This window comes from Pseudomonas sp. HN2-3 (genome assembly GCF_020691745.1).
Taxonomy (GTDB): domain Bacteria; phylum Pseudomonadota; class Gammaproteobacteria; order Pseudomonadales; family Pseudomonadaceae; genus Aquipseudomonas; species Aquipseudomonas capeferrum.
Window position 1 is genome coordinate 3,557,742 of sequence record NZ_CP085704.1, and the last position, 22,874, is coordinate 3,580,615.

A 22,874-nucleotide genomic window follows, 5' to 3' on the forward strand; every position below is an offset into this window, starting at 1 on the left:
GGCGCACACGCCTACGGAAACCGGCCTGCGCCCGCCCACCGCGGGTTTGCCAAACGATGCTTCAGGCCGGTCTCCGGGCTCGCGAGGGGCATGAAGCATTCACCTTCCCATGCCGGGGCACAGTGGTGTCTTGAATACTTCTCTCGCATACCGTTGCGGGGGCAGCGCCGGACTGATCATCGCGCGATGACGAACCGGCTTCCCGTTTCACCCCATGCACGGCGGCAGGGGGCACCTGAAACAGGCGCGCAGATGACCATCAAAATGCCGCTACGTCAACCGCCCTGTACAGCGCAAAGGCGCTGCTTCGCGACAGCAACGGCTAGACTCACTGTCTGTACCCGCGTCACAACCCGACTCGCTGGAGGCACCTGCGCACATGAGTTTCATTGTCTGGGTGGCCATGCTCGGCGCCGTCTTGCTGCTGCTGGCGCTGACCTCCTCTTACCTGCGCTGGATCCCTGTCACTACCTCGGTGGTGTGCCTGGGGCTGGGCGTAGGCCTTGGCCCGGGTGGCCTCGGGCTGCTGCAACTCGACCTGCCCCAGGCCAGCGGCTGGATGGAGCACCTGACCGAGGTCGCTGTGTTGTTTTCCCTGTTCGTCAGCGGCCTCAAGCTGCGCCTGCCGCTGAGCAGCCGCAGTTGGCGGGTGGCCTTCTTCCTGGCCGGGCCCGTGATGCTGGCCTGCATCGCGGGGGTCAGCCTGGTGCTGCACTACGGCCTGCAACTGGGTTGGGGAGTATCGGTGCTGATTGGCGCCATCCTGGCCCCGACCGACCCGGTGCTGGCCACGCTGGTACAGGTCAACGACGCGCAGGACTACGACCGGGTGCGCTTCAGCCTGTCGGGCGAAGCGGGGCTCAACGATGGCATCGCCTTTCCGTTCGTGATCCTCGGCCTGCTGCTGGTGCAGGGCGCCGAAGGCAGCCAGTGGCTTACCGACTGGCTGTTGCAGGACGTGCTGTGGGCGGTACCCGCAGGCTTGCTCAGTGGCTACTGGATGGGCCGCGGCCTTGGGCACTTGAGCCTGTACCTGCGCACCCAGCATGCCGACAGCACGCTTTCGCCCAACGACTACCTGGCACTGGCGCTGATTGCCATGGCTTATGTGGTCGCCGACCTGATCCATGGCTATGGCTTTCTTGCGGTATTCGCGGCGGGGCTCGGCCTGCGACAGGCCGAGGTGCACACCAGCCCCACCCCGCAAGCGCCCGCCGAGCACCTTGTACAGCCCGTCGTCGGTCACCAGCATGTCGCCCCGGAGCATGCGGTGAAAGGGGATATCGCCGCACTGGAAGACACCCAGGTCGCAGCGGGCATCATGCTCGGCGACATGCTCTCTTTTGGCGGGCTGGTGGAGCGGGCGATGGAGGTCTTTCTGGTGACCTTGCTCGGGGTCGTGTTGATCGAGCACTGGGACTGGCGAGCGCTGGTCGTCGGCGCGGCGCTGTTCGTGATCATTCGGCCACTGAGCACGCTGCTGATCCCCGGGCGCGACCTGCTGGACCTGCGCCAGCGCGGCCTGCTTGGCTGGTTCGGCATACGCGGCATCGGTAGCCTCTACTACCTGTTCTACGCGCTCAATCACCCGATGCTGCCCAGTGTTGCCGCGTCGAGTACCAACCTCACGTTGTCGGTGGTGGCGCTGAGCATCGTGGTGCATGGGCTAAGCGTCCAGCCCCTGCTGGCGCGCTACGAAGCCGGCCGAAAACGCCGCGGCCAATAGCCCCTCAGGGGGCGTCGCCCGCTGGCAGCGACGCCCCCTGAGGTTTTCAGGACGGGAAGCCCAACCCCGAAGACAAGTCAGTGTCCGCCGTTCGATGCGTGCCCGTGGGCGCCTCTTTCGCGGTGGCTTCCCTTACCGACTCTTTTACCGCCTCCTTGGCTTGCTCACCCTTGGCCTTCAGCGTGTCGGTCAAGCGGTCACTGCTGGCGCCCATCAGCTCATCCTCTTTACGGGTGCCGGGCAATGCCGCGCCCAAGGCTGCACCCAACGCGATGCCTAGCGCCGCCAGCACCAAAGGCTGCTCCTTGAGCAACTGATCGAAGTGGCCCTTCAGGGCTGTGGCCTGGTCACCGATCTGCTGGGCGCTGCCGCGCAGGCTGTCAGCCGAGCCGTGCACCGTGTCGCGCGCGCCCTGCCCCAGCTCGCCAGCCCGGTCACGCAGGTCATGGGCCTTGCTGCTCACCGCGTGGCCGGCATCGTGCAGCGCCTCTGTGGCATGGGCAAAAGCCCCCTTCACACTGTCGACCGCATCACCCAGTTTTTCGCCCAGGCCTGGGCCGGTGTGCGCAGGGCCAGGGTTGAACGGGCGATTCTGATTGAAGCCCAGCCACGCCAGGCCAAGCACCGTGAGGGCGGTCGGCACCGGGTTGTTTTTCAAGGTGGTGCCCAGGTTATGGAAGAACTCCCCGCCGCTGCCCTTGCTGTAAGCCAATACCTGGTCCATCAGTTGGCCGGGGCTCAGGCGCTGCTCCAGGGCATCGACCAGGTCACTGATATGCTCGCGCTTGGCATTGATCTGTTGCTCGAGCAGGTCAGGGTCTTTCTGCGTTTCTTGTTCGAAAGAAGTGCTCATGGCAGTTTCCTCTTCAGCGCATCCTTGTCCTGCTGCAGGGCATGCAGCGTGCGATCCGGGGTCAGTTGAGCTGGCTCGAACTGCTTCTTGCCGGCCTGCAGCATGATGAACCCGATGATCACCGTTACCGCCCCGACGATAAGCGCTGCAAGCCAGGGCACGAGCACCATCGACAAGGCATACACCGCTGCCAGCAGCAGGATGATGAAGCCCGCCAATAGCACGATGGCCCCTACCGCCACCGCTGCCGTACCGGCCTTCAAGGCGTTGAGATTGCGCTGCAGTTCGGCCTTGGCCAGGGCCAGCTCCTGGGTGAACAGTTCTGGGATTTCGCGCATCAACTGACGCAGCAAACCGCCCACCCCGACCGTGTCCTCTGCCGGGGTATGTAGCCCCGGCGCAGGTTGTAGAGGGTCTTTGTTCATCATTCACCTCCTTTGAGCGGGTCACGCTCCAATGGGCCACCGCTTACCGGCGTGCCGCCGCCCATGCCGACAGGGTCGACCGGGGTGTAGGGTTTGTGCGTGGACACGTCGCTGGCGCGGTCCGGCATCGGCGCAGCGGCGTGCCTGGGCTCGCTGCTGCCTTGCCCTGGCACCGGCGACGGCGCCGTAGTGGCGTGGCTGGCGCTGGCGCGCAGAAAGCGGGACAAGGCAAACCCTGCCGCCACACTGCCAGCCAGGAACAGCGCCGGGTTGTCCCGCGCCAGGCGAGACCCTCGGTGCAGCAGGTCCTCAGCACTTTCATGGCGGATTTGCTCGGCAAAATTGCCCATCCACTCGGCAGCTTCGCCCAGGTAATGGGAAAGCCCCAGGCTGTCGTTGCCCTGCAACGCGGATGCAGCCGAGCGTGCACCTTGTTGCAAGGAGTCAAGTTGCTCGGCGGCTGTGGTGCGGTAGTGCTCGTACTGCTCGGTGCCCTGGTGCTTTGCCTCGCTCAGTAGGGCGCCGGCCTCGTCGGTAATGGCGTGCAGGTGATCCTGGGGGCTGCTCGGCGGTGCCGCCGAGCCTTGATCGCGTTCCATGGTCATATCCCTCGCAAATGAACAACCGGCAGGTGCCGGACTGTGTGCCTTCATTCGGGGGACGTAGCGCTGGGGCCGGGAGTTCAGTCAGAGTGATCGGCAGCCATTGCCCTCTGCACCAATGGCCTGCACGGGGTTTACTGGGGGGCAAAGCTTAAGTTTGTCGGGGCCGCCAGGTGCTTGGCTTGGTTTATCCGCCCCCCTGAATAAACCAAGCCAAGCACCTAGTCAGACTGCAGATCAACCAACCACTGGCCTCAACAACACCTGCGCTTCATACAGCGGCGGCAAATAGCGCAGCCGTATCTCGTCAACGCTCAACCGTGAGGCGTGGGTGGTGACCGTCAGGGTCGCCTTCAATTCACCGCTGCGGTCCAGCAGCGGCACGCCCAGCACGCGCATGCCGACTTCATACTCCTGGTCGACGATGCAGAAGCCCTGCTGGCGTACACGTTGCAGCGCTTGCTCCAGTAGCGCCCTGTCTGTCTGCGTGTAGGGCGTGAGCTGGCGTAACGGGTTGCGCGAGAAATACGCGTCGCGCGCTGCCTCGCTCAGCGCGGCCAGCCAGATTCGCCCCCCGGCCGTGCAGTACATCGGCACCCGCGAACCGGGCCTGATCGACAACGAGGCGATGTGGCTGTAGCGGCTGCGCACCAGGTGGATGATTTCATCGCCGTCTCGGGTGCCGACCGAGACATGTTCCTGGGTCTGCCGGGCAACCTGCTCGACGATAGGCCGCAGCATGCGCGGCAGTTGCGCCGAATCCACGTAGGCCTGGCCAATGCGCAGCGCCTTGGGCGTGAGCCAGTAATGGCGGCTGTCGGTGTCGGCAAAGCCTTCGTGTACCAAGGTCAGCAGGAAGCGCCGCGCAGCGCTGGGGGTAAGGCCTGACTGCCTGGCCGCCTGTGGCACGGTCAGGCGCGGCTGATCGACGCTGAACAGCTGCATCAACGCCAGGCCTTTCTGCAAGCCGGCGATCAGGTCGCGGGGGTGGATCTGCGGTTTGTCCATGCCTTCACCTCGTGCGGTCTGTCGTGATCCGGGCTGTACATTGTTCAGCACTCTGGTTCGATAATCGCCAGGCAACTGCGATTATCGCACTACTTGCCCGACAAGCGCATTGTCCCCCACCCCCTCGCACGCCACCCTTGCCTGCACAACAACAGCAAGCACGGAGGTCAGCATGATTCGGGGTTCGACAGAACTGGTCGCCATCGTCGGTTCACCCATCGCCCAGGTGAAATCGCCTGAAAACTTCAACACCTGGTTCGCCAGCCATGGCTGCGACCTGGCGATGCTCCCCATCGACTTGCAGGAAACGGCGCTGGACGCCTTCGTCGACAGCCTGCGGGGCTGGCGCAACCTGCGCGGTTGCGTGGTCACCGTGCCCTACAAACAGGCGCTGGCCACGCGCCTGGACGGCCTGAGCGAGCGCGCTGGCGCACTGGGCTCGGTCAATGTGGTGCGGCGCGGCAGCGACGGGTGCCTGCTGGGCGACAACGTCGACGGCGCAGGCTTCCTCAGCGCCGCGCGCAAGCAGGGCTTTCAGCCAGCGGGCAAACGCGCACTGGTGATCGGCTGTGGTGGGGTCGGCAGCGCCATCGCTTATGCCCTGGGTGAGGCTGGCGTGGGCCAGGTCACCCTGAGCGACCCCTGCTCGGCACGGGCGGGCGCGCTTTGCGAACTGCTTGGCAACACCTTCCCCAACCTCGAAGTCGCTACCCAATACCACTCGCTGGAGGCGTTCGACCTGCTGGTCAACGCTTCGCCCATCGGCATGGGCGGCAGCGACGAGCTGCCTCTGCCTGGCGCCCTGCTGGACACCCTGCAGCCCTGCACCCTGGTTGCCGACGTGGTCACTTCGCCAGAGATCACCCCCTTGCTGCACAGGGCACGCCAGCTCGGTTGTGCGATCCAGACCGGGCCACAGATGGCCTTTGCCCAACTCGGACTGCTCGGCGCCTTCATGGGCGTCACCCCGCTGGAGATCTGAGGCCCTGCCCTCACCGTCGGCTGGCTCGTCGCCAGCCCTATTGCCGAACGCCTGCAGGCGTCGGCCCCTCATCCGGAGACTGTCGCATGTATTTTGAACTGAGAACCTACACCCTCGACCCGCTGAAATTGGCCGACTGGCTGGCCCTGTACCAGAGCCATGCGCTGGCGGTGCAGAGCGAACACCTGGGCAACCTGGTCGGCTTTTTCACCAGCGAATTCGGCGAGGTCAACCAGGTGGTGCACCTGTGGGGCTATGCCAGCCTCGACGAGCGCATGCAGCGCCGCGCAGCGATGGCTGCGGACCCGCGCTGGGCGGAGTTCTCCAAGCGCAATCGCGAACTGGGCGCCGTGCTGCGATTGCAATCGCGGCTAATGCGCCCGACCGGCTTTTCGCCCCTGCAGTGAATGCCTTGCCCCCCACCTGACCGGAGCGCACCCATGCAATCCCTGGAATGTGACGTACTTGTCCTCGGCTCCGGTGCCTCTGGCCTGGCTGCCGCAGTAACCGCCGCGCATCATGGCCTGAAGGTGATCGTCGCCGAAAAGGCCAGCCAGTTCGGCGGCACCAGCGCCTGGTCGGGGGGGTGGTTGTGGATACCCCGCAACCCGCTGGCCATCGCCGAAGGCATCGTCGAAACCGACGACGCACCCGAACGCTACCTGCGCGCGCAAACCCACGTCGCCGAGCTGGACTTGCGCCAGCAGGCGTTCTTGCGCCATGGGCCGGAAATGGTGGCGTTCTTCCAGCAGCACACCGCTGTGCAGTTCCAGTCCGGCACGAAGATGCCCGACATGCACGAGGGCGACGGCAGCGCACCGGGTGGGCGCTCCCTGTGCGCGCAGCCATTCGACGGGCGCCTGCTCGGGCACTGGGTGCACCGCCTTCGCCCCCCTTTGGACATCGTCAGCCTGGCCGGCATGGGCATCGCCGGTGGGGCGGACATGGCCGCGTTCTTCAATGCCAGCCGTTCGCCCAAGGCCGCCTGGCACGTCGGCAAGCGCCTGCTGCGCCATGGGCGCGACTTGCTGCTGCATCGTCGCGGCCTGCACCTGGTCAACGGCAATGCGCTGGTGGCGCGCCTGCTGCGCAGCGCCCTCGACCTGGGCGTGACGCTGTTGCATGCGCGACAGGCCACCGGGTTGCTCAGGGATGGGCGCATCACTGGCGTTCAGTTCAGCGATGGTCAGGTGATCCACACACGACGCGGTGTGGTGCTGGCCTGCGGCGGATTCCCGCATGACCGCCAGCGCATCGCGCAACTGATACCCCATGCGCCCGAAGGCGATCGCCACTACTCCGCTGCACCCTTACAAAACAGCGGCGACGGCCTGCGCCTGGGCGAGCAGGTTGGCGCACAAGTCGCCACCACGGCGGCCCACGCCGGGGCCTGGGCGCCGGTGTCACAGGTGCCACGAAGCGACGGTAGCCTCGGCCATTTTCCGCACCTGATCGACCGTGCGAAGCCCGGTTTCATTGCCGTGCGCCGGGACGGCCGGCGGTTCGTCAACGAGGCCGACAGCTACCATGCCTTCATGAATGCGCTGTTCGCGGCCACGCCGCCAGGCGAGGCACCTGAGGCCTGGCTGATCTGCGATCACGCCGCGCAGCGCCGCCATGGCATCGGCTGGGCCAAGCCGTTCCCCTTCCCTACCGGCTTCTATGAACGGCGTGGCTACCTGTTCAGCGGCCCTAACCTGGCGCAGTTGGCCGCACGCTGCGGGATCGACGCCCAGCAACTGCAGCGCAGCGTGGCCCGTTTCAACTACCACGCAACGCAGGGCACAGACCCGGACTACCAGCGCGGCGCCTCGCGCTACAACTGCGCGCAGGGCGACCCGCTGCAAGCGCCCAACCCGTCACTGCGGCCCCTGCTGCACGGCCCCTTTCATGCGGTGAAGCTGCTGCCGGGCAGCCTGGGGACGTTCGCCGGCCTGTGCACGGAGGCTTCTGCCCAGGTCCTGGACAGCGAACAGCGCCCGATACCCGGCCTCTATGCAGTCGGCAACGATATGCACAGCATCATGGGCGGGCACTACCCAAGCGGCGGCATCACCCTTGGCCCCGGCATGACCTTCGGCTACCTGGCGGGCAAAGCGCTGTGCGGCCCCGCAACTTAGCGCAGCAGCACTTTTGTTCGATCAGCGAACAGTAGCCCCATCTTTGAATTGACGCTCAATCATTCACTGCTCACCATTAAATGACCTTGCGTGCCCATCCTTGCCATGGGCAAAACCGCGTTCCAGACGCACTGCCGTTCAAAACAATTTCAAGAAACGACCTCACATGACCCCTTCCAAGTTCAACACTGCCACCCCCCGCCTCGCCCATGGCTCCATCGGTGACAAGGTGCGTGGCGCCTTCGCCGTCGGCAAGACCCGCTGGGGCATGCTGGCCCTGGTGTTCTTCGCCACCACCCTGAATTACATCGACCGCGCCGCCCTCGGCATCATGCAACCGGTCCTGGCCAAGGACATGGGCTGGACGGCGATGGACTACGCCAACATCAATTTCTGGTTCCAGGTCGGCTACGCGATCGGCTTTCTGCTGCAGGGCCGGTTGATCGACAGGGTTGGGGTCAAGCACGCCTTCTTCGTTGCGGTGCTGCTGTGGAGCCTGGCCACCGGCGCCCACGGCCTGGCCACCTCGGCGGCCGGCTTCATGGTCTGCCGCTTCATCCTCGGCCTGACCGAGGCGGCCAACTACCCGGCCTGCGTGAAGACCACGCGGTTGTGGTTCCCTGCCGGCGAACGCGCCATCGCCACCGGCCTGTTCAACGCCGGCACCAACGTCGGTGCCATGGTCACCCCGGCGCTGCTGCCGCTGATCCTGGCCGCCTGGGGCTGGCAGGCCGCGTTCATTGCCATGGGCAGCCTTGGCCTGGTGTGGGTGGTGTTGTGGGGGTTGAAGTACTTCAACCCGGAAGCGCACCCGCACGTGCGCCAGAGCGAGCTGGACTATATCCAGCAGGATGACGAGCCCGAAGCGAAGCCGATGCCATTTCGCCGCATCTTGCGCCAGCGCGGCACCTGGGCCTTCGCCGTGGCTTACTCGATCACGGCGCCGGTGTTCTGGTTCTACCTCTACTGGCTGCCACCGTTTCTGAACCAGCAGTACGCGCTGGGCATCAGCGTGACGCAGATGGGTATCCCGTTGATCCTGATCTGGCTGACTGCGGATTTCGGCAGCATTGGCGGCGGGATACTTTCGTCGTGGCTGATCGGCCGCGGCGTACGTGCGATCCGCGCACGGCTGATCTCGATGCTGATCTTTGCCTGCACCATTGTCAGTGTGGTCTTTGCTGCCCACGCCAGTGGCCTGTGGGTCGCAGTGCTCGCCATTGCCGTGGCGGTCGGCGCGCACCAGGCCTGGACCGCGAATATCTGGAGCCTGGTCATGGACTACACACCCAAGCACCTGGTGAGCACGGTGTTCGGCTTTGGCAGCATGTGTGCGGCCATCGGTGGGATGTTCATGACGCAGATCGTCGGCAGCGTGCTGACGGTTACCCACAACAATTATGCGGTGCTGTTTACCATGATCCCGGTGATGTACTTCCTGGCGCTGGTGTGGATGTATTTCATGGCGCCGCGTGGGGTTGAGGGGGCTTAGTGCCTGGCATTGGATGTGTGTTGGTGCATAGATCGAGCGCCGCGCGGGCGGCGCTCGATCTATGCCCCACCTCAAAACCCAAGCCAGGCACTAAGCCGCCCCAACCCTATCTCACACCCGCGCCAGCACCGCCTTGGCCTTCTCCAGCGCCAGCCGCGCCCGCTGCTCGCCGCTGACACCTTGCTCCAGCAACTGCCGCGTCGGAATCTCCAGGCTCAGCGGCACGCTTGCCGGCAAGCCGCGCAACAACCCGACCAGGTCAGCATCGCCATCACCGGGGAAGCGCCGTTCATTACGCGCCTGGCGCAATATCTCGCCCATATCCTCCGGCACCGGGCCGGCCACGTCGCACAACTGGGCGTAACGCATGCGCTGTGGTGCCAGGCGCGCCAGGTCGTCGAGCGAGGAGGCAGAGCGGTTGAAATGGAACGCGTCCACCAGCACACAGCCATTTTCCCGGCCAGCGTTGGCTACCACACGCATGGCCTGGCGCAAGTCGCGAACGTCGGTCCAGGGCATGAACTCCAGGTGCGGATGGATACCGTAACCCGCCGCCAGGTCGCACAGCTCGGCAAAGCGCTCAGTAAGGCGGGCCTCGTCCGGGTCGTTGCCGGCAACCAGCAGTTCGGTACCCCCCAACTCGGCACCCACCGCCAGAATGGCCTCGAAATCAGCCACACAGGTTTCAGGCTTGAGGCGCAGGATTTCCAGGTCGAGCACCTTGATACCGGTGTCGCGCAGGCGCGCCTGGGTCTGGCGACGCAACTCGGCATCGGCAACCAGCGGGAAGTGCTGTTCCTCCGGGGTGGCCGCGACCAGGCGCAGGCCCACGTGGCTGTAGTCGGCTCGGGCGGCAGCTTCCACCATGGCGGGCGGCGAAAGCTCGAGCACCGTCAGCGCGGCAAGGGAAAAAATACGGTCAGTCATGTTCGTTACCTGAAAGCAAAAAAGGTGTGATCGAAGGTCGCGCTTTGCTCGCGCGTCAGTCGATGATCGCGGGGGCACACGCTCGGCCGCTTTCGGCGGCCTGGCGGATCGCCTCGACCAGGGCCAAGGTACGGGCGCCGTCTGCGGCGTCGGTCAGCGGTGCTTCTTCACCGCGGGCAACGCGCACGAAGTGCTGCAGTTGCAAGGTCAATGCCTCGCCCACCGGGGTGCCAGCCTCGCTTTGCAGCAACGGTGTATGCCAACCCGAGCCGGCTTCGGCGTACTGCCAGCGCTTGAGCTGCGGAATACTCAGCGCCCCCTGGGTGCCCGCCAGCAGGAAGCAGGGCTGGCCATCCTGGCGCGGGTAGATCGGGCTCTCGCCAGACGTCAGCTCCCAGCTCCAGGGTGCAGCCACCGCGTCGGAGCCCGTCAGGCTGCCCAGCGCGCCGTTGGCGAACTGCAGCAGTACCGCTGCGCTGTCTTCATTGGCATAACCGCGTACATCGTTGCGGGTGAACGCCTGTACCTGCACCACCTCGCCGCACAGATAACGCAGCAGATCCAGGTCGTGGATCAGGTTGGTCAACAAGAAACCAGCGCCTGGCTGACGGCGCCAGGGGGTGTCGAAGTAGCTGTCGGGCTTCTGCAACTGCCACAGCGCGGTGACGTTGATCAGCCTGCCCAGGGCGCCGTCGGCGATCATCCCACGGGCACTGGCGATCAGAGGGTTATGCCGTCGGTGGTGGCCGACCAGCACGGGCACGCCACAGCGCCGAGACGCCTCCACCAGCGCACGGACTTCATCCAGGTGCACGCCCACCGGTTTTTCCAACAGCACCGGCACACCGGCCTCGATGCAATCGAGCGCGGTGGCCACATGCAGGTTATTGGGGTTGGCGACGATCACCGCCTCGGGCTGGACTACCTCCAGCATGCGGCGGTGGTCGGCAAAACAAGGCACCGCGCATTCGGCCGCGAAGGCCTCGGCCTGCGGGCCAGGGTCTGCCACCGCGCACAACTGGGCTTGCGGGACCTGACGCAGGTGCTGGTAGTGCTGGCGGCCCATGATGCCGGCGCCAATCAGGGCGATACGAAGCGGTGCGTTCAACGGACTGTCCTCTTGTCATTGTTGTCATTATTGTCGGATCACGGATTACGGAACGCCGTTCCAGAATCCACAATCAACAATTTAGAACCCCGTTCCGCTTTACAGAAGCACCGCACGCACAGACTGTGCGGTTATCGACCACAAATGCACAGGCCTGCGCATGTCAGGCAAACAGTTCGCTGGCCTGGCTGGCGGCGGACAGCTCGTCGGCTGCGGCCAACAGCTGCGCCGCCAGTTCAGGCAAACGCGTAGGCGCCAGCCGTGCGCTGGGGCCTGCAATGCTCAGCACGCCAATCACTTCATCGGTACGGGGGCGCCGCACCACGGCGGCCAACGCCGACGTGCCCACTGCCGAGGTTTGCTCGACCCAGGCATAGCCCCGCTCGCGTGCCCGTTGCAGGTAGCCCAGCAGCTCGTCCGTGGAGCGCGGTGCATTCGGGCCGAACTGCGCGGGGTCGGCAATGCCCTGGCGCAACACCATCTGCACGGCATCGGCATCGCTCAGGCTGGCCAGCCAGGCATGCCCGGAGGCGGTGTAGAACAAGGGCGCATCGCGGCCCATGTCGGGGTCGTAGCGCAAACCCGAGCGCGCTCCCTGGGACTTGGCGATCCAAGTCTGGCGGCTACCGTCGATCACACCGAGGCGCACCAGCTCGCCGCTGTCCTGGGCCAGGCGGTCGAGAATCGGCTGGATGATGTCGGCACCACTGCTGGAGAGGTAGCGAAAGCCCAGCGCCACCAGCTTGGCAGACAACTGGTAGCGGCTGTTGTCGCGGTTCTGCCGCACGTAGCCCAGGCGAATCAGCTCGGCCAGCATGCGGTGGGTGGCGCTCTTGGGAATCTCCAGGCGCTCGGCCAGGGTCTGCAGGGCAAGGCCTTCAGGCTCGCCGGTAAGGCTTTCTACAAGACTGAAGGCGCGTTCGATCTGACTACCAGCCATGACTAAGGTCCCTGAAAATGTGGCGAATTCTGGAAGATGATTCCACAACCAAGGCCACCGTGCAGCAGCGCTACGCTGAAGTGTCCGGTAATCGACCATTACCACGCGGCGCGGCTTGCAACTTAAGTCGTCACACGGGAAAAATATGGAATCACATTCCAATAATAGCCCCGGAGACCCTGCAATGCCCACCGACACCTTGCAAGCCGAATACGACGTACTGGTCATTGGCTCCGGCGCAGCCGGCCTGGCCGCGGCAGTAACGGCTGCCTGGCATGGGCAACGCGTGCTGCTGGTAGAGAAGGCGCCTGTGTTCGGCGGCGCCACCGCCTGGTCCGGCGGCTGGTCCTGGGTGCCACGCAACCCGCTGGCGCGCCGCGCCGGTATCGAAGAAGACATCGAGCAGCCGCGCACCTACCTGCGCAACGAGCTGGGCGCGCATTACGACGCTGAACGGGTGGATGCCTTCCTCCAGGCCTGCCCGCACATGGTCGCCTTTTTCGAGCAACACACCGCCCTGCAGTTCGTCGACGGCAACGCTATCCCCGACATGCACGGCGACACACCCGGCGCCGCCACCGGCGGCCACTAGGTCATCGCCGCCCCCTATGATGCCCGTGAGGTTGGCGCGCTGTTGCCGCGCCTGCGCAAGACCCTGCGTGAAACCTCGTTCATGGGCATGCCGATCATGGCCGGTGCCGACCTGGCCGCCTTCCTCAACATGACCCGCTCGCCACGGGCCTTTGTGCAGGTGTGCAAGCGCTTTGGCCGCCACCTGTACCACCTCGCCCGATATGGCCGGGCCATGCACCTGGTCAACGGCGTGGCGCTGGTGGCGCGCCTGGCCAAGTCGGCCGAAGACCTTGGCGTGCGCCTGCTGGAGTCTGCCCCGGCCAAGCGCCTGCTGATCGAGGACGGCCAGGTGCGCGGGGCTGTGATAGGCACACCGCAGGGCGATATGACGGTGCGGGCGAAAGCCGTGGTACTCGCCGCCGGTGGCTTCCCCCACGACAGTGCGCGGCGCCAGCAGCTGTTTGCCGGTGACGCCACCGGCCATGACAACCTCGCCCTGCCCCCGCCGTCCTGCTCGGGCGATGGCCTGCGCCTTGGCGAGTCGGCTGGCGGCGTCGTCGCCACCGACCTGAAATCAGCGGTGGCCTGGGCACCGGTCTCCAAGGTGCCGCACCGCGACGGCAGTGTCGGCCACTTCCCGCACATCATCGAGCGCGGCAAGCCGGGAGTTATCGGGGTACTGGCCAGTGGCAAACGCTTCGTCAACGAGGCGCACGGTTACTACGACTATGTATCGGCCATGCTCGAGGCGGTGCCGCAGGGCGAGCAAGCCTGCTCGTGGCTGGTCTGCGACCACCGCTTCTTGCGTCGCTACGGCCTCGGCCACGCTCGCCCCGCGCCGCTGCCGGTATGGCCGCACCTGCGCAGCGGCTACCTCAAGCGCGGCGCCAGCCTCGAACAATTGGCCAGCGCCTGTGGCATCGACCCAGCCGGGTTGAGTGCCACCGTCGCTGAGTACAACCGCTATGCGCGCCTGGGCCAGGACCCGGCATTTGGCCGCGGCTCCACGCCGTTCAACCGCAAACAAGGTGACCCGGCTTACAGCGGGCCTAACCCCTGCGTCGCACCGATCGAACAAGGGCCGTTCTATGCGGTGAAGGTGCAGCCAGGTTGCTTTGGCACCTTCGCCGGCCTGCGCACCGACGGCCACGCACGCGTGCTGGATGACCAGGGCCAACCGATCGGCGGCCTGTATGCGGCGGGTACCGACATGGCCAGCGTGTTTGGCGGCTGGTACCCCTCCGGCGGTATCAATCTGGGCCCGGCGCTGACCTTCGGCTACGTGGCCGGGCGGCATATTGCCGGGGCTCACGCACCGCAATGAGGCGGGTCTGTACGCTACCGAACAGACCGGCACGGCCTGGCCGGCGCACACTGCCCACCTGACCGGCCAGCTCACGGCACCCGACTCACCATGGACAACCCTTGGCTTCGCGCACTCACCTACGTGCAACGCCTGGCCAACCGTGCCCGGCGCTGGCGTGCGCCGCGCCACACGTTCACCTACGAAAGCCTGCTGCGCTCGGAGCTCTACAGCGCCCAGCAACTGGCCGACCATGGCAACTGGCTGGCCAGCCAGCACCGTTTGAGCAGACTGCCGGCCGACGACTCGCTGCTCGAACGCCTGGCCGACAACGAACGCATGCTCTACGCCAGCTGTTCGGCCCTCGCCAGCGCGCTGCCCGACGCGCGCCCGACCTTGCCTGCAGCGCAGTGGCTGCTCGACAACTTCTACCTGGTCGAAAGCCATATCCGCATTGCCAAACGCCACCTGCCGGCCGACTACAGCCTGCAACTGCCACGCCTGGACACCGGCGCTTCGAGCGGCTTGCCGCGGGTCTATGACATTGCCCTGGAAACCATCTGCCACGGTGATGGCCGGGTCGATGCCGAGAGCCTGAGCCATTTCGTCGAGGCGTATCAGCATACCGCCACGCTGACCCTCGGCGAGCTGTGGGCGATCCCGATCATGCTCAGGCTGGCGCTGATCGAAAACCTGCGCCGCGTCGCCGCCCGGGTCATGGCCAGCCTGGCAGACCGCGACCTGGCCAATGACTGGGCCGACAAGCTTGGCGAAACCGCCGAACGCGATGCCAAGAGCGTGGTGCTGGTGGTGGCCGACATGGCCCGCTCGGACCCACCCATGACCACCGCCTTCGTCGCCGAACTGGCCAGGCGACTACAGGGCCACAGCAGCACGCTCACCCAGCCGCTGGCCTGGATCGAGCAGTTGCTCAGCGAGTCGTCCTTGAGTATCGAGCGCCATGTGCAGCTCGATGCGCAACAGCAGGCCATCGACCAGGTGTCGATCAGCAACAGCATCGGCAGCCTGCGCCTGCTGTCGACCATTGACTGGCGGCTGTTCGTCGAACACCTGAGCCACGTCGAACACATCCTCGGCGAAGACCCGGCGGCAGTGTATGCCGCCATGGACTTCGCCAGCCGCGATCACTATCGGCACATCGTCGAACAGCTGGCACGGCATAGCGCCTTCAGTGAAGAACAGGTGGCGCGCACGGCGATCGAGCTGGCGCAGGCCGCACACGCACAACCACGCGAGCAGGCAGCGCATGTCGGTTATTACCTGGCTGGCGATGGCTTGCTGCTGCTCGAACGGCAGCTGGCTGCGCGGGTGGCACTTGCCGAGCGCTGGCAGCGCCTGTTGCACCGGGCGCCGCTGGCCTTCTACCTGGTGCCGGCGGCGCTGCTGTCGTGCCTGCTGGCCTGGGGCTTCGTGGCTGGCATTGCCGCCGAAGGCTGGCCCACCTGGGTGGCAGCGGCCATGGCGTTGCCGGTGCTGCTGACCACCAGCCGGCTCGCCCTCGGCCTGGTCAACTGGCTGGTGACGCTGACCGTGAAGCCTGCGTTCCTGCCCCGGCTGGACTACACCGAAGGGATTCCCGTCGAGGCCCGTACCCTGGTCGTGGTGCCCAGCATGCTGGGCGCTGCCGGCGATGTCGAGGAACTGGTCGAAGGCCTTGAGGTGCGCTTTCTGGCCAACCGTGACGAGCACCTGCATTTCGCCCTGTTGACTGACTTCATGGATGCCCCCGAGCAGACCCGGCCCGACGACATGGCCCTGCTCGACCTTGCCAGCGACGGTATTCGCGCGTTGAATGCGAAGTACCCGAGCGGCGCCGAGCGCTTCTTCCTGCTGCATCGCCCCAGGGAGTGGAACGCCACCGAGCGCTGCTGGATGGCCCGTGAGCGCAAGCGCGGCAAGCTGGCTGAGCTCAATGCCCTGCTGCGTGGGCGCGGCGCCGAGCGTTTCATGCGCATCGTCGGCGACCTGCGCGCGCTGGACCGGGTGCGCTATGTCATCACCCTGGACACCGACACCCAGTTGCCGCGCGATGTGGCGCAGCAGTTCGTCGGCGCCATGCAGCACCCGCTGAACCGCGCACGTTTCGATGCCACGAGCGGTCGCCTGCAGTCAGGCTACGCGATCCTGCAACCACGGGTGGGCATCAGCCTGCCCAGCGTGTCGCGCTCAACCTACGCGCGGCTGTTCGGCAGCGATGCCGGGGTCGACCCCTACACCCTGGCCGTGTCGGATGTGTACCAGGACCTGTTCCTCAGTGGCTCGTTCATTGGCAAAGGCATCTACGCAGTGGATGCCTTCGAACGCGCACTGGAGGGGCGCTTTGCCGACAACTGTGTACTGAGCCACGACTTGATCGAGGGCTGCTACGCCCATGCCGGCCTGCTCAGTGACGTGCAATTGTTCGAGGCCTACCCGGCACGCTACAGCGCCGATGTGAAGCGCCGCCACCGCTGGATACGGGGTGATTGGCAACTGCTGCCCTGGCTGCTGCCGTGGTCGCGCACCGGGCTGCAAGGCCAGGCGCAAAGCGGGCTGAGCGCGCTGTCGCGATGGAAGATTGTCGACAATCTGCGCCGCAGCCTGGAGCCGGCCGCCCTGCTGAGCGCGCTGCTGTGGGGCTGGCTGGCCAGCGCCTCGCCGCTGCTGTGGACGCTCGCGCTGCTGGGCCTGCTACTGACCCGCCCTGTGCTCGATTCGCTGCTCGAGCTGCTACGCAAGACCATCGATGTGCCGCTGGCCGAACACCTGCTGGCGGCTCTGCACACCTCAAGCATCTATTTCGTGCGGGCTGGGTTGTCGCTGGCCTGGTTGCCGTTCGAGACCCTCTACAGCCTGGATGCGATTTGCCGCACGCTGTGGCGCCTGGCCGTGAGCAAACGCCGGCTGCTGCAATGGAACCCCTCGCGGGATGACGAACGCACCAGTGCCGATACCCTGCAAGCGTTCTATCGCGAACAATGGGTACAACCCGGGCTGGTGCTGTTGCTGGTGGGAGCATTGGCGATGCGCCCGAGTGTGCTGTTGCTGGCCGCCCCCATCCTTGCCCTGTGGCTGCTTGGCCCGGCCCTGGCCTGGTGGCTCAGCCGCACGCGGGGGCGCAGCGCGTTCGCGCCGCAGGCACAGGAGCTGCGGTTTCTGCATCGGCTGGCCCGGCGCAACTGGGCGTTCTTCGACCGGCATGTCGGGCCTGATGAAAACTGGCTGCCACCTGACAACCTGCAAGAGCCGCCTTTCCCCAGCATCGCCCACCGCACGTCGCCGACCAACATCGGCATGGCCCTGCTTTCGCACCTGGCAGCCCATGATTTCGGCTACCTGACTGCCGCCCGACTGTTCCAGCGCCTGACCCAGATGCTCGACAGCATGGGCCAGCTGGAGCGCTACAAGGGGCACTTCTACAACTGGTACGACACCCAGACCCGAACACCATTGCACCCGCTCTACATCTCTGCGGTGGACAGCGGCAACCTGGCCGCCCTGCTGCTGACGCTGCGGCCAGGGCTGCTGGCGATGGCCGATACCCCTGTGCTGGACCGCCGCCTGAGCCAGGGCCTGCTGGACACGCTGGACATCCTGCGCGAAGCGTTCACCACCGCGGGCCGTGCCGACGAGCCGCTCCAGGCCCTGGGCAAACAGCTCTGGCAAGCCCATGAACAGCCAGGCCCGCTGCCCGCCTCGCTGCTGGAACAGCTCGCCGAGCAGCTACAGGGGCTGATCCAGCAGTACGCGCCACGCGCGGGCGAGGCCGACGACTGCCTGTTCTGGTTGCAGGCGATGCACCAGCAATGCCTGGACCTGGGCGGCGAAGTGCAGGCCTTCCAGTTGCCACCTGGCAACGACGACCCCACGCTTCAGGCGCCATTGAGCTGGCGCCAGCTGGCCGAACTGCTGCCAGAGCAGTGGCCTGCCGCCGAACGTCCGGCCGTGGCCGACATACGCACGCTGGCCCGCCAGCGCATCGCCCAGTCGCAAAGCCTGGCGCTGCGCATCGCCGCCATGGCCGACATGGACTTCACCTTCCTCTACGACAACCAGCGTGACCTGTTCGCCATCGGTTACAACGCCGATGAACATCGCCTCGATTCAGCCTTCTATGACTTGCTGGCATCGGAGATGCGCCTGACCAACTTCGTGGTCATCGCCCAGGGCCAGGTGCCCCAGGCCAGCTGGTTCGCCCTGGGCCGGCTGCTGACCAGCAATGCCGGGGTGCCGGTGCTGTTGTCCTGGTCGGGTTCGATGTTCGAATACCTGATGCCGCTGCTGGTGATGCCGAGCTACGAAGGCACCCTGCTCGACCAGACCTGCCAGGCCGCCGTCGAGCGGCAGATCGACCACGGCAACGTGCTGGGCATCCCCTGGGGCGTTTCAGAGTCGGCCTACAACGCCCTGGACGCTCACCTGAACTACCAATACCGGGCGTTTGGCGTACCGGGCCTGGGCCTCAAGCGCGGCCTGGGTGAAGAACGGGTGGTCGCCCCCTACGCCAGTGCACTCGCCCTGCTGGTGGCGCCAGGCGCCGCCTGCCGAAACCTGCAACGCCTGTGCACGCTGGGGCTGGCCGGCCGCTTCGGGTTGTACGAGGCCATTGACTACAGCGAGTCACGGCTGCCCCCCGGCCAGCAGGCCGTGGTGATCCGCTCGTTCATGGCCCACCATCAGGGCATGAGCTTGCTGGCCCTGACCTCCCTGCTGCTGGACAAACCCATGCAACGGCGCTTCGCCTCAGACCCGCAATTTCAGGCGAGCATGCTGCTGTTACAGGAGCGCGTACCGAAAACGGCCGCGCCCTACCTGCACACCCTGCAGGCCCCGGCTGTGGACGCTGCGGGCCAATCCGGCGAGACACGCTTGCGGGTGTTCAGCGAGCCGAATCGGCGCCACCCCGCCGTGCAGTTGCTGTCCAACGGCCGCTACCACGTCATGGTCAACCATGTCGGCAGTGGCTACAGCAAGCGCGACGCGATGGCGCTGACACGGTGGCGCGAGGACGCCAGCTGCGACGCCCTGGGCAGCTTCTGTTACCTGCGTGACGTCGCCAGCGCAGCGTTCTGGTCAACCACCTACCAACCGACGCGGCATCGCGGCAAGAACCAGGAGGCGATCTTCAGTGATGGCCGCGCCGAGTTCCGCATCCGTGAAGGCGACTTCGACTGCCACACCGAAATAGCCGTTTCCCCCGAGGACGACATCGAACTGCGGCGCCTGCACCTGACCAACCATGGTGACCAACAGCGCACCCTGGAGCTGACCAGCTACGCCGAGGTGGTGCTGGCACCCGCCCTTGCCGATGCGTTGCACCCGGCGTTCAGCAAGCTGTTCGTGCAGACCGAACTGGTCCGCCCGCTGCAGGCCATCATCTGTTCCAGGCGGCCGCGCTCGCAGCAGGACGCCGTGCCGTGGATGTGCCATGTGCTCGCGGTGCATGGCGCCGACATCGATGCCGTGTCCTACGAAACCGACCGCGCCCGCTTTATAGGGCGCGGCCGCACGCTGGTCGCCCCGGCGGCTCTGGACGCGCAGACAGAGGCCTTGTCCGACACCGCCGGGGCGGTGCTTGACCCGATCGTGGCGATCCGCTGCCGTATCAGCCTGGCACCCGGCCAGAACGCCACGGTCGACCTGGTCACAGGGGTGTCCGACAGCCGCGACGCCTGCCTGCAGCAGATCGCCAAGTACCGCGACCGGCACCTGGCCGACCGGGTGTTCGACCTCGCCTGGCCACACAGCCAGGTGCAGTTGCGCCAGCTCAACGGCTCGCTCAACGATGCCAGGCTGTTCGAGCAGATGGCCGCTTCGGTGATCTACCCCAACGCGGCGCTACGGCCCCGCGGCGTCCCGCTGGCCGACAACCGGCGCAGCCAGTCAGGCCTGTGGGGCCAAGGGCTGTCGGGGGACCTGCCAATCGTGCTGGTGCAGATCAGCGACCCGGCCAACATCAACCTGGTCAAGCAGATGGTGCTTGCCCATGCCTATTGGCGACAGAAGGGCCTGGCGCTGGACCTGGTGATCTGGAACGAAGACCAGGCCGGTTACCGCCAGCAATTGCAGGATCTGATCATGGGCATCGTCACCTCCGGCAGCGAGGCGGCGCTGCTCGACCGCCCCGGGGGCATCTTTGTGCGCCCCGCACAGCAGCTGTCGGCAGAGGACCGCACCCTGACCCTTTCGGTAGCGCGGCTGGTGCTCAGCGACAGCCTTGGCACCCTCGCCGAACAACTGCACCACCGCCGCACACCGCCCGCACCCGCCGCGTTCGAGCCAGCCCCGGCAGCCCCGCAGGCGAAAGCCGATGGCCACGCGCCGGCCCCCGCACCCGCGCTGATGCTTGCCAACCGCTACGGGGGGTACAGCAGCGACGGCCAGGAATACGTCATCCACCACGACCAGGCTCAGCCACCCCCGGCGCCCTGGGCCAATATCCTTGCCAACCCGCAGTTTGGCAGCGTGCTGTCGGAGGCCGGCAGTGCCTATACCTGGTACGAGAACGCGCACGAGTACCGGCTGACACCCTGGCACAACGACCCAGTCTGCGACCCCAGTGGCGAAACCCTCTACCTGCGTGACGAGGACAGCGGCCAGTACTGGTCACCCACGCCGATGCCGTGCCCCGGCCCTGGCCGCTATCGCACCCGCCATGGCTTTGGCTACAGCGTCTTCGAATACACCGACGACGGCCTGGACAGTGAGTTATGGGTACATGTCGCGCTGGATGCACCAATCAAGTTCAGCCGGCTCAAGCTGCACAACCGCTCGGCGCAGGCGCGGCGGTTGTCACTGACCTGCTACGTCGAGTGGGTGCTGGGCGATCTGCGCAGCAAGTCGGCCCTGCATGTAGTCAGCGAGATCGACCCGGTCAGCGGCGCCTTGTTTGCCCGCAATAGCTATGCCGAGGGGTTTTCCAGGCATGTGGGGTTTGTCGATTGCGACCTGCCCTTTTACGGCATTACCTGCGACCGCAGCGAGTTCCTTGGGCGCAATGGCGATTGCCAGGCGCCGGCCGGCATGCACCAGGCACGGTTGTCGGGGCGCACGGGCGCGAGGCTGGACCCGTGCGCGGCGGTGCAGGTCAACGTGCTGCTGCAGCCTGGCGAACGCCGAGAGGTGGTGTTTCGCCTGGGTGCCGGGCCCAACGCCGAAGCCGCCAGCCGCTGTGTACAGCAATACCGCGGGCTGCGCGCGGCCATGGATGCGCTGGAGAAAGTGCGTGCCTACTGGCGCCAGACCTTGGGCAGCGTGCAGATCGAAACCCCGGAGCCGTCGCTGGACGTGCTGGCCAACGGCTGGTTGCTGTACCAGGTGATTGCCTGCCGCTTCTGGGCGCGCAGCGGTTACTACCAGTCTGGCGGTGCCATTGGCTTTCGCGATCAGTTGCAAGACAGCATGGCCATGCTCCACGCCGCCCCGGCCCTGGCGCGCCAGCACCTGCTCGACTGCGCCGGTCACCAGTATGCCGAAGGCGATGTGCAGCACTGGTGGCACCCCCCCCTGCAACGGGGTGTACGCACCCGCTGCTCGGATGACCTGCTGTGGCTGCCACTGGCAACCAGCCGCTACGTGGCGCTGACCGGTGACCGCTCGGTGCTCGACGAGCCGGTCGGCTACCTGGAGGGGCGTGCGCTGAACGCGGGTGAAGAGTCCTATTACGACTTGCCCACCCAGGCGAACCTGGTCGAGAGCCTGTACCAGCATTGCCAGCGCGCCCTCGGGCATGCCCTGCAGTATGGCGCCCACGGCCTGCCGTTGATGGGCAGCGGGGACTGGAATGACGGCATGAACCGCGTCGGTGAACAAGGCCTGGGCGAAAGCGTGTGGCTGGGGTTCTTCGGCCACGAGGTGTTGCGGGCATTCGCCAGCGTTGCCCTGCGCCACGGCGACAGCGCCTTCGCCCTGCAGTGCAGCCGGCAGGCCGCCACCCTGGCCGAGCACCTGGAGCAGCATGCCTGGGACGGTGACTGGTACCGCCGCGCCTGGTTCGACAACGGCCAGCTACTCGGCTCGGCAAGCAACCAGGAATGCCGCATCGACTCCGTGGCGCAGAGCTGGGCGGTGCTTTCCGGGGTTGCCCCGCCGGCACGCGCGCAGGCCGCCATGGCGGCGCTGGACAAGCACCTGGTGCGCCGCGACATCGGTATTGTCACACTGCTCGACCCACCCTTCGACCACGGCGACCTGGACCCCGGCTACATCAAGGGCTACCTGCCCGGCGTGCGCGAAAATGGCGGCCAGTACACCCACGCGGCCATCTGGGCGAGCATGGCCTATGCCCGCCTGGGCGATGCCGCCAAGGCCTGGGAACTGCTGCGCTTGATCAACCCGGTGCGCCAGGGTGCTAGCGGGCTGATCGAAACCTACAAGGTCGAACCCTATGTGATGGCCGCCGATGTCTATGCCGTCGCCCCCCATGCAGGGCGCGGTGGCTGGAGCTGGTACACAGGCTCGGCGGGCTGGATGTACCGGCTGATCGTGGAAAGCCTGCTGGGCCTGCAACGCTGCGGTGACACCCTACGGATCGAGCCGCTGCTGCCGGCGGACTGGCCAGGTGTAACCCTGCACTACCGTTTTGGCAGCACCCCGTACCGCATAGAAGTGCGCAACGGCGCTGACACCGAACTGACCCTGACCCTCGACGGCCAGCAACTGGCCCAAGCGGTGCTGCCACTCAAGGATGATGGCGTGTTGCACCAGGTGATCGCCGAGTACCAGCCGTCAGCCTTGCCCACCCATTGAGGCCTGCCGCACGGCAGCACCTGCGCGCTGGGCTAACCTTGTTGCTTCAGCCGCAGCCCTCGACGGT

General features: G+C 66.1%; 13 protein-coding genes, 1 pseudogene and 1 riboswitch. Of the genes and pseudogenes, 7 read left to right on the forward strand and 7 right to left on the reverse strand.

Annotated features, from left to right (window positions below):
* Positions 1–46: 46 nt before the first annotated feature.
* Positions 47–254: riboswitch (cobalamin riboswitch) on the reverse strand.
* Between the two features lie 125 nt (positions 255–379).
* Complete coding sequence (locus LJX93_RS16150) at positions 380–1,726, forward strand: cation:proton antiporter (RefSeq protein WP_095065531.1); 1,347 nt, start codon at positions 380–382, stop codon at positions 1,724–1,726.
* A gap of 46 nt (positions 1,727–1,772) precedes the next feature.
* Here the strand turns inward: LJX93_RS16150 and LJX93_RS16155 are convergent, their stop codons facing one another.
* The 4 genes from LJX93_RS16155 to LJX93_RS16170 form a co-directional block, all read right to left on the reverse strand.
* Positions 1,773–2,579: a DUF3618 domain-containing protein gene (locus LJX93_RS16155; protein WP_227696191.1), complete on the reverse strand. Its 807-nt coding sequence runs from the start codon at positions 2,577–2,579 to the stop codon at positions 1,773–1,775.
* Positions 2,576–3,004, reverse strand: coding sequence for a phage holin family protein (locus tag LJX93_RS16160; RefSeq protein ID WP_033698681.1), 429 nt, complete (start codon positions 3,002–3,004; stop codon positions 2,576–2,578). Before LJX93_RS16160 ends, LJX93_RS16155 begins: the two co-directional genes overlap by 4 nt.
* Complete coding sequence (locus tag LJX93_RS16165; RefSeq protein WP_033698683.1) at positions 3,004–3,603, reverse strand: hypothetical protein; 600 nt, start codon at positions 3,601–3,603, stop codon at positions 3,004–3,006. Before LJX93_RS16165 ends, LJX93_RS16160 begins: the two co-directional genes overlap by 1 nt.
* 240 nt (positions 3,604–3,843) lie before the next feature.
* Positions 3,844–4,614 (reverse strand): IclR family transcriptional regulator C-terminal domain-containing protein, encoded by a 771-nt coding sequence (locus tag LJX93_RS16170; protein ID WP_227696192.1) that lies wholly within the window; start codon positions 4,612–4,614, stop codon positions 3,844–3,846.
* 172 nt (positions 4,615–4,786) lie between these two features.
* Here LJX93_RS16170 and LJX93_RS16175 point away from each other — a divergent pair, with 172 nt between their 5' ends.
* The 4 genes from LJX93_RS16175 to LJX93_RS16190 all read left to right on the forward strand — a co-directional run bounded on the left by LJX93_RS16175 (position 4,787) and on the right by LJX93_RS16190 (position 9,208).
* Positions 4,787–5,596, forward strand: a complete 810-nt coding sequence (locus LJX93_RS16175; protein WP_033698685.1) for a shikimate dehydrogenase family protein — start codon at positions 4,787–4,789, stop codon at positions 5,594–5,596.
* A gap of 86 nt (positions 5,597–5,682) precedes the next feature.
* Entirely contained in the window at positions 5,683–6,003 is a 321-nt protein-coding gene (locus LJX93_RS16180) for an NIPSNAP family protein (protein WP_033698686.1), read from the forward strand.
* A gap of 33 nt (positions 6,004–6,036) precedes the next feature.
* A complete protein-coding gene (locus LJX93_RS16185; RefSeq protein ID WP_033698687.1) occupies positions 6,037–7,716 on the forward strand; it encodes an FAD-dependent oxidoreductase in 1,680 nt (559 codons plus the stop codon).
* Between the two features lie 166 nt (positions 7,717–7,882).
* Positions 7,883–9,208, forward strand: coding sequence for an MFS transporter (locus LJX93_RS16190; protein ID WP_033698689.1), 1,326 nt, complete (start codon positions 7,883–7,885; stop codon positions 9,206–9,208).
* 111 nt (positions 9,209–9,319) lie between these two features.
* Here the strand turns inward: LJX93_RS16190 and LJX93_RS16195 are convergent, their stop codons facing one another.
* The 3 genes from LJX93_RS16195 to LJX93_RS16205 all read right to left on the reverse strand — a co-directional run bounded on the left by LJX93_RS16195 (position 9,320) and on the right by LJX93_RS16205 (position 12,183).
* Entirely contained in the window at positions 9,320–10,135 is an 816-nt protein-coding gene (locus tag LJX93_RS16195) for a sugar phosphate isomerase/epimerase family protein (RefSeq protein ID WP_227696193.1), read from the reverse strand.
* A gap of 55 nt (positions 10,136–10,190) precedes the next feature.
* Positions 10,191–11,243 carry a Gfo/Idh/MocA family protein gene (locus tag LJX93_RS16200; RefSeq protein ID WP_227696194.1) on the reverse strand — a complete coding sequence of 351 codons (1,053 nt, stop codon included), beginning with the start codon at positions 11,241–11,243 and terminating at the stop codon, positions 10,191–10,193.
* A 163-nt stretch (positions 11,244–11,406) separates the two neighbouring features.
* Positions 11,407–12,183, reverse strand: a complete 777-nt coding sequence (locus LJX93_RS16205) for an IclR family transcriptional regulator (RefSeq protein ID WP_033698693.1) — start codon at positions 12,181–12,183, stop codon at positions 11,407–11,409.
* A gap of 184 nt (positions 12,184–12,367) precedes the next feature.
* On the opposite strand from LJX93_RS16205, the pseudogene LJX93_RS16210 reads away from it, so the two are divergent.
* Both LJX93_RS16210 and LJX93_RS16215 read left to right on the forward strand, forming a co-directional pair.
* A pseudogene (locus tag LJX93_RS16210) lies at positions 12,368–14,080 on the forward strand (FAD-dependent oxidoreductase).
* Between the two features lie 90 nt (positions 14,081–14,170).
* Positions 14,171–22,807, forward strand: a complete 8,637-nt coding sequence (locus LJX93_RS16215) for a GH36-type glycosyl hydrolase domain-containing protein (protein WP_227696195.1) — start codon at positions 14,171–14,173, stop codon at positions 22,805–22,807.
* Positions 22,808–22,874 lie beyond the last annotated feature (67 nt).

Bases quoted from the DNA above. Each gene is read 5' to 3' on its own strand.
- LJX93_RS16190 (WP_033698689.1), top strand. From the start codon at position 7,883: ATGACCCCTTCCAAGTTCAACACTGCCACCCCCCGCCTCGCCCATGGC.
- LJX93_RS16215 (WP_227696195.1), top strand. From the start codon at position 14,171: ATGGACAACCCTTGGCTTCGCGCACTCACCTACGTGCAACGCCTGGCC.
- LJX93_RS16150 (WP_095065531.1), top strand. From the start codon at position 380: ATGAGTTTCATTGTCTGGGTGGCCATGCTCGGCGCCGTCTTGCTGCTG.
- LJX93_RS16160 (WP_033698681.1), bottom strand. From the start codon at position 3,004: ATGAACAAAGACCCTCTACAACCTGCGCCGGGGCTACATACCCCGGCA.
- LJX93_RS16165 (WP_033698683.1), bottom strand. From the start codon at position 3,603: ATGGAACGCGATCAAGGCTCGGCGGCACCGCCGAGCAGCCCCCAGGAT.
- LJX93_RS16180 (WP_033698686.1), top strand. From the start codon at position 5,683: ATGTATTTTGAACTGAGAACCTACACCCTCGACCCGCTGAAATTGGCC.
- LJX93_RS16195 (WP_227696193.1), bottom strand. From the start codon at position 10,135: ATGACTGACCGTATTTTTTCCCTTGCCGCGCTGACGGTGCTCGAGCTT.
- LJX93_RS16205 (WP_033698693.1), bottom strand. From the start codon at position 12,183: ATGGCTGGTAGTCAGATCGAACGCGCCTTCAGTCTTGTAGAAAGCCTT.
- LJX93_RS16155 (WP_227696191.1), bottom strand. From the start codon at position 2,579: ATGAGCACTTCTTTCGAACAAGAAACGCAGAAAGACCCTGACCTGCTC.
- LJX93_RS16170 (WP_227696192.1), bottom strand. From the start codon at position 4,614: ATGGACAAACCGCAGATCCACCCCCGCGACCTGATCGCCGGCTTGCAG.
- LJX93_RS16175 (WP_033698685.1), top strand. From the start codon at position 4,787: ATGATTCGGGGTTCGACAGAACTGGTCGCCATCGTCGGTTCACCCATC.
- LJX93_RS16185 (WP_033698687.1), top strand. From the start codon at position 6,037: ATGCAATCCCTGGAATGTGACGTACTTGTCCTCGGCTCCGGTGCCTCT.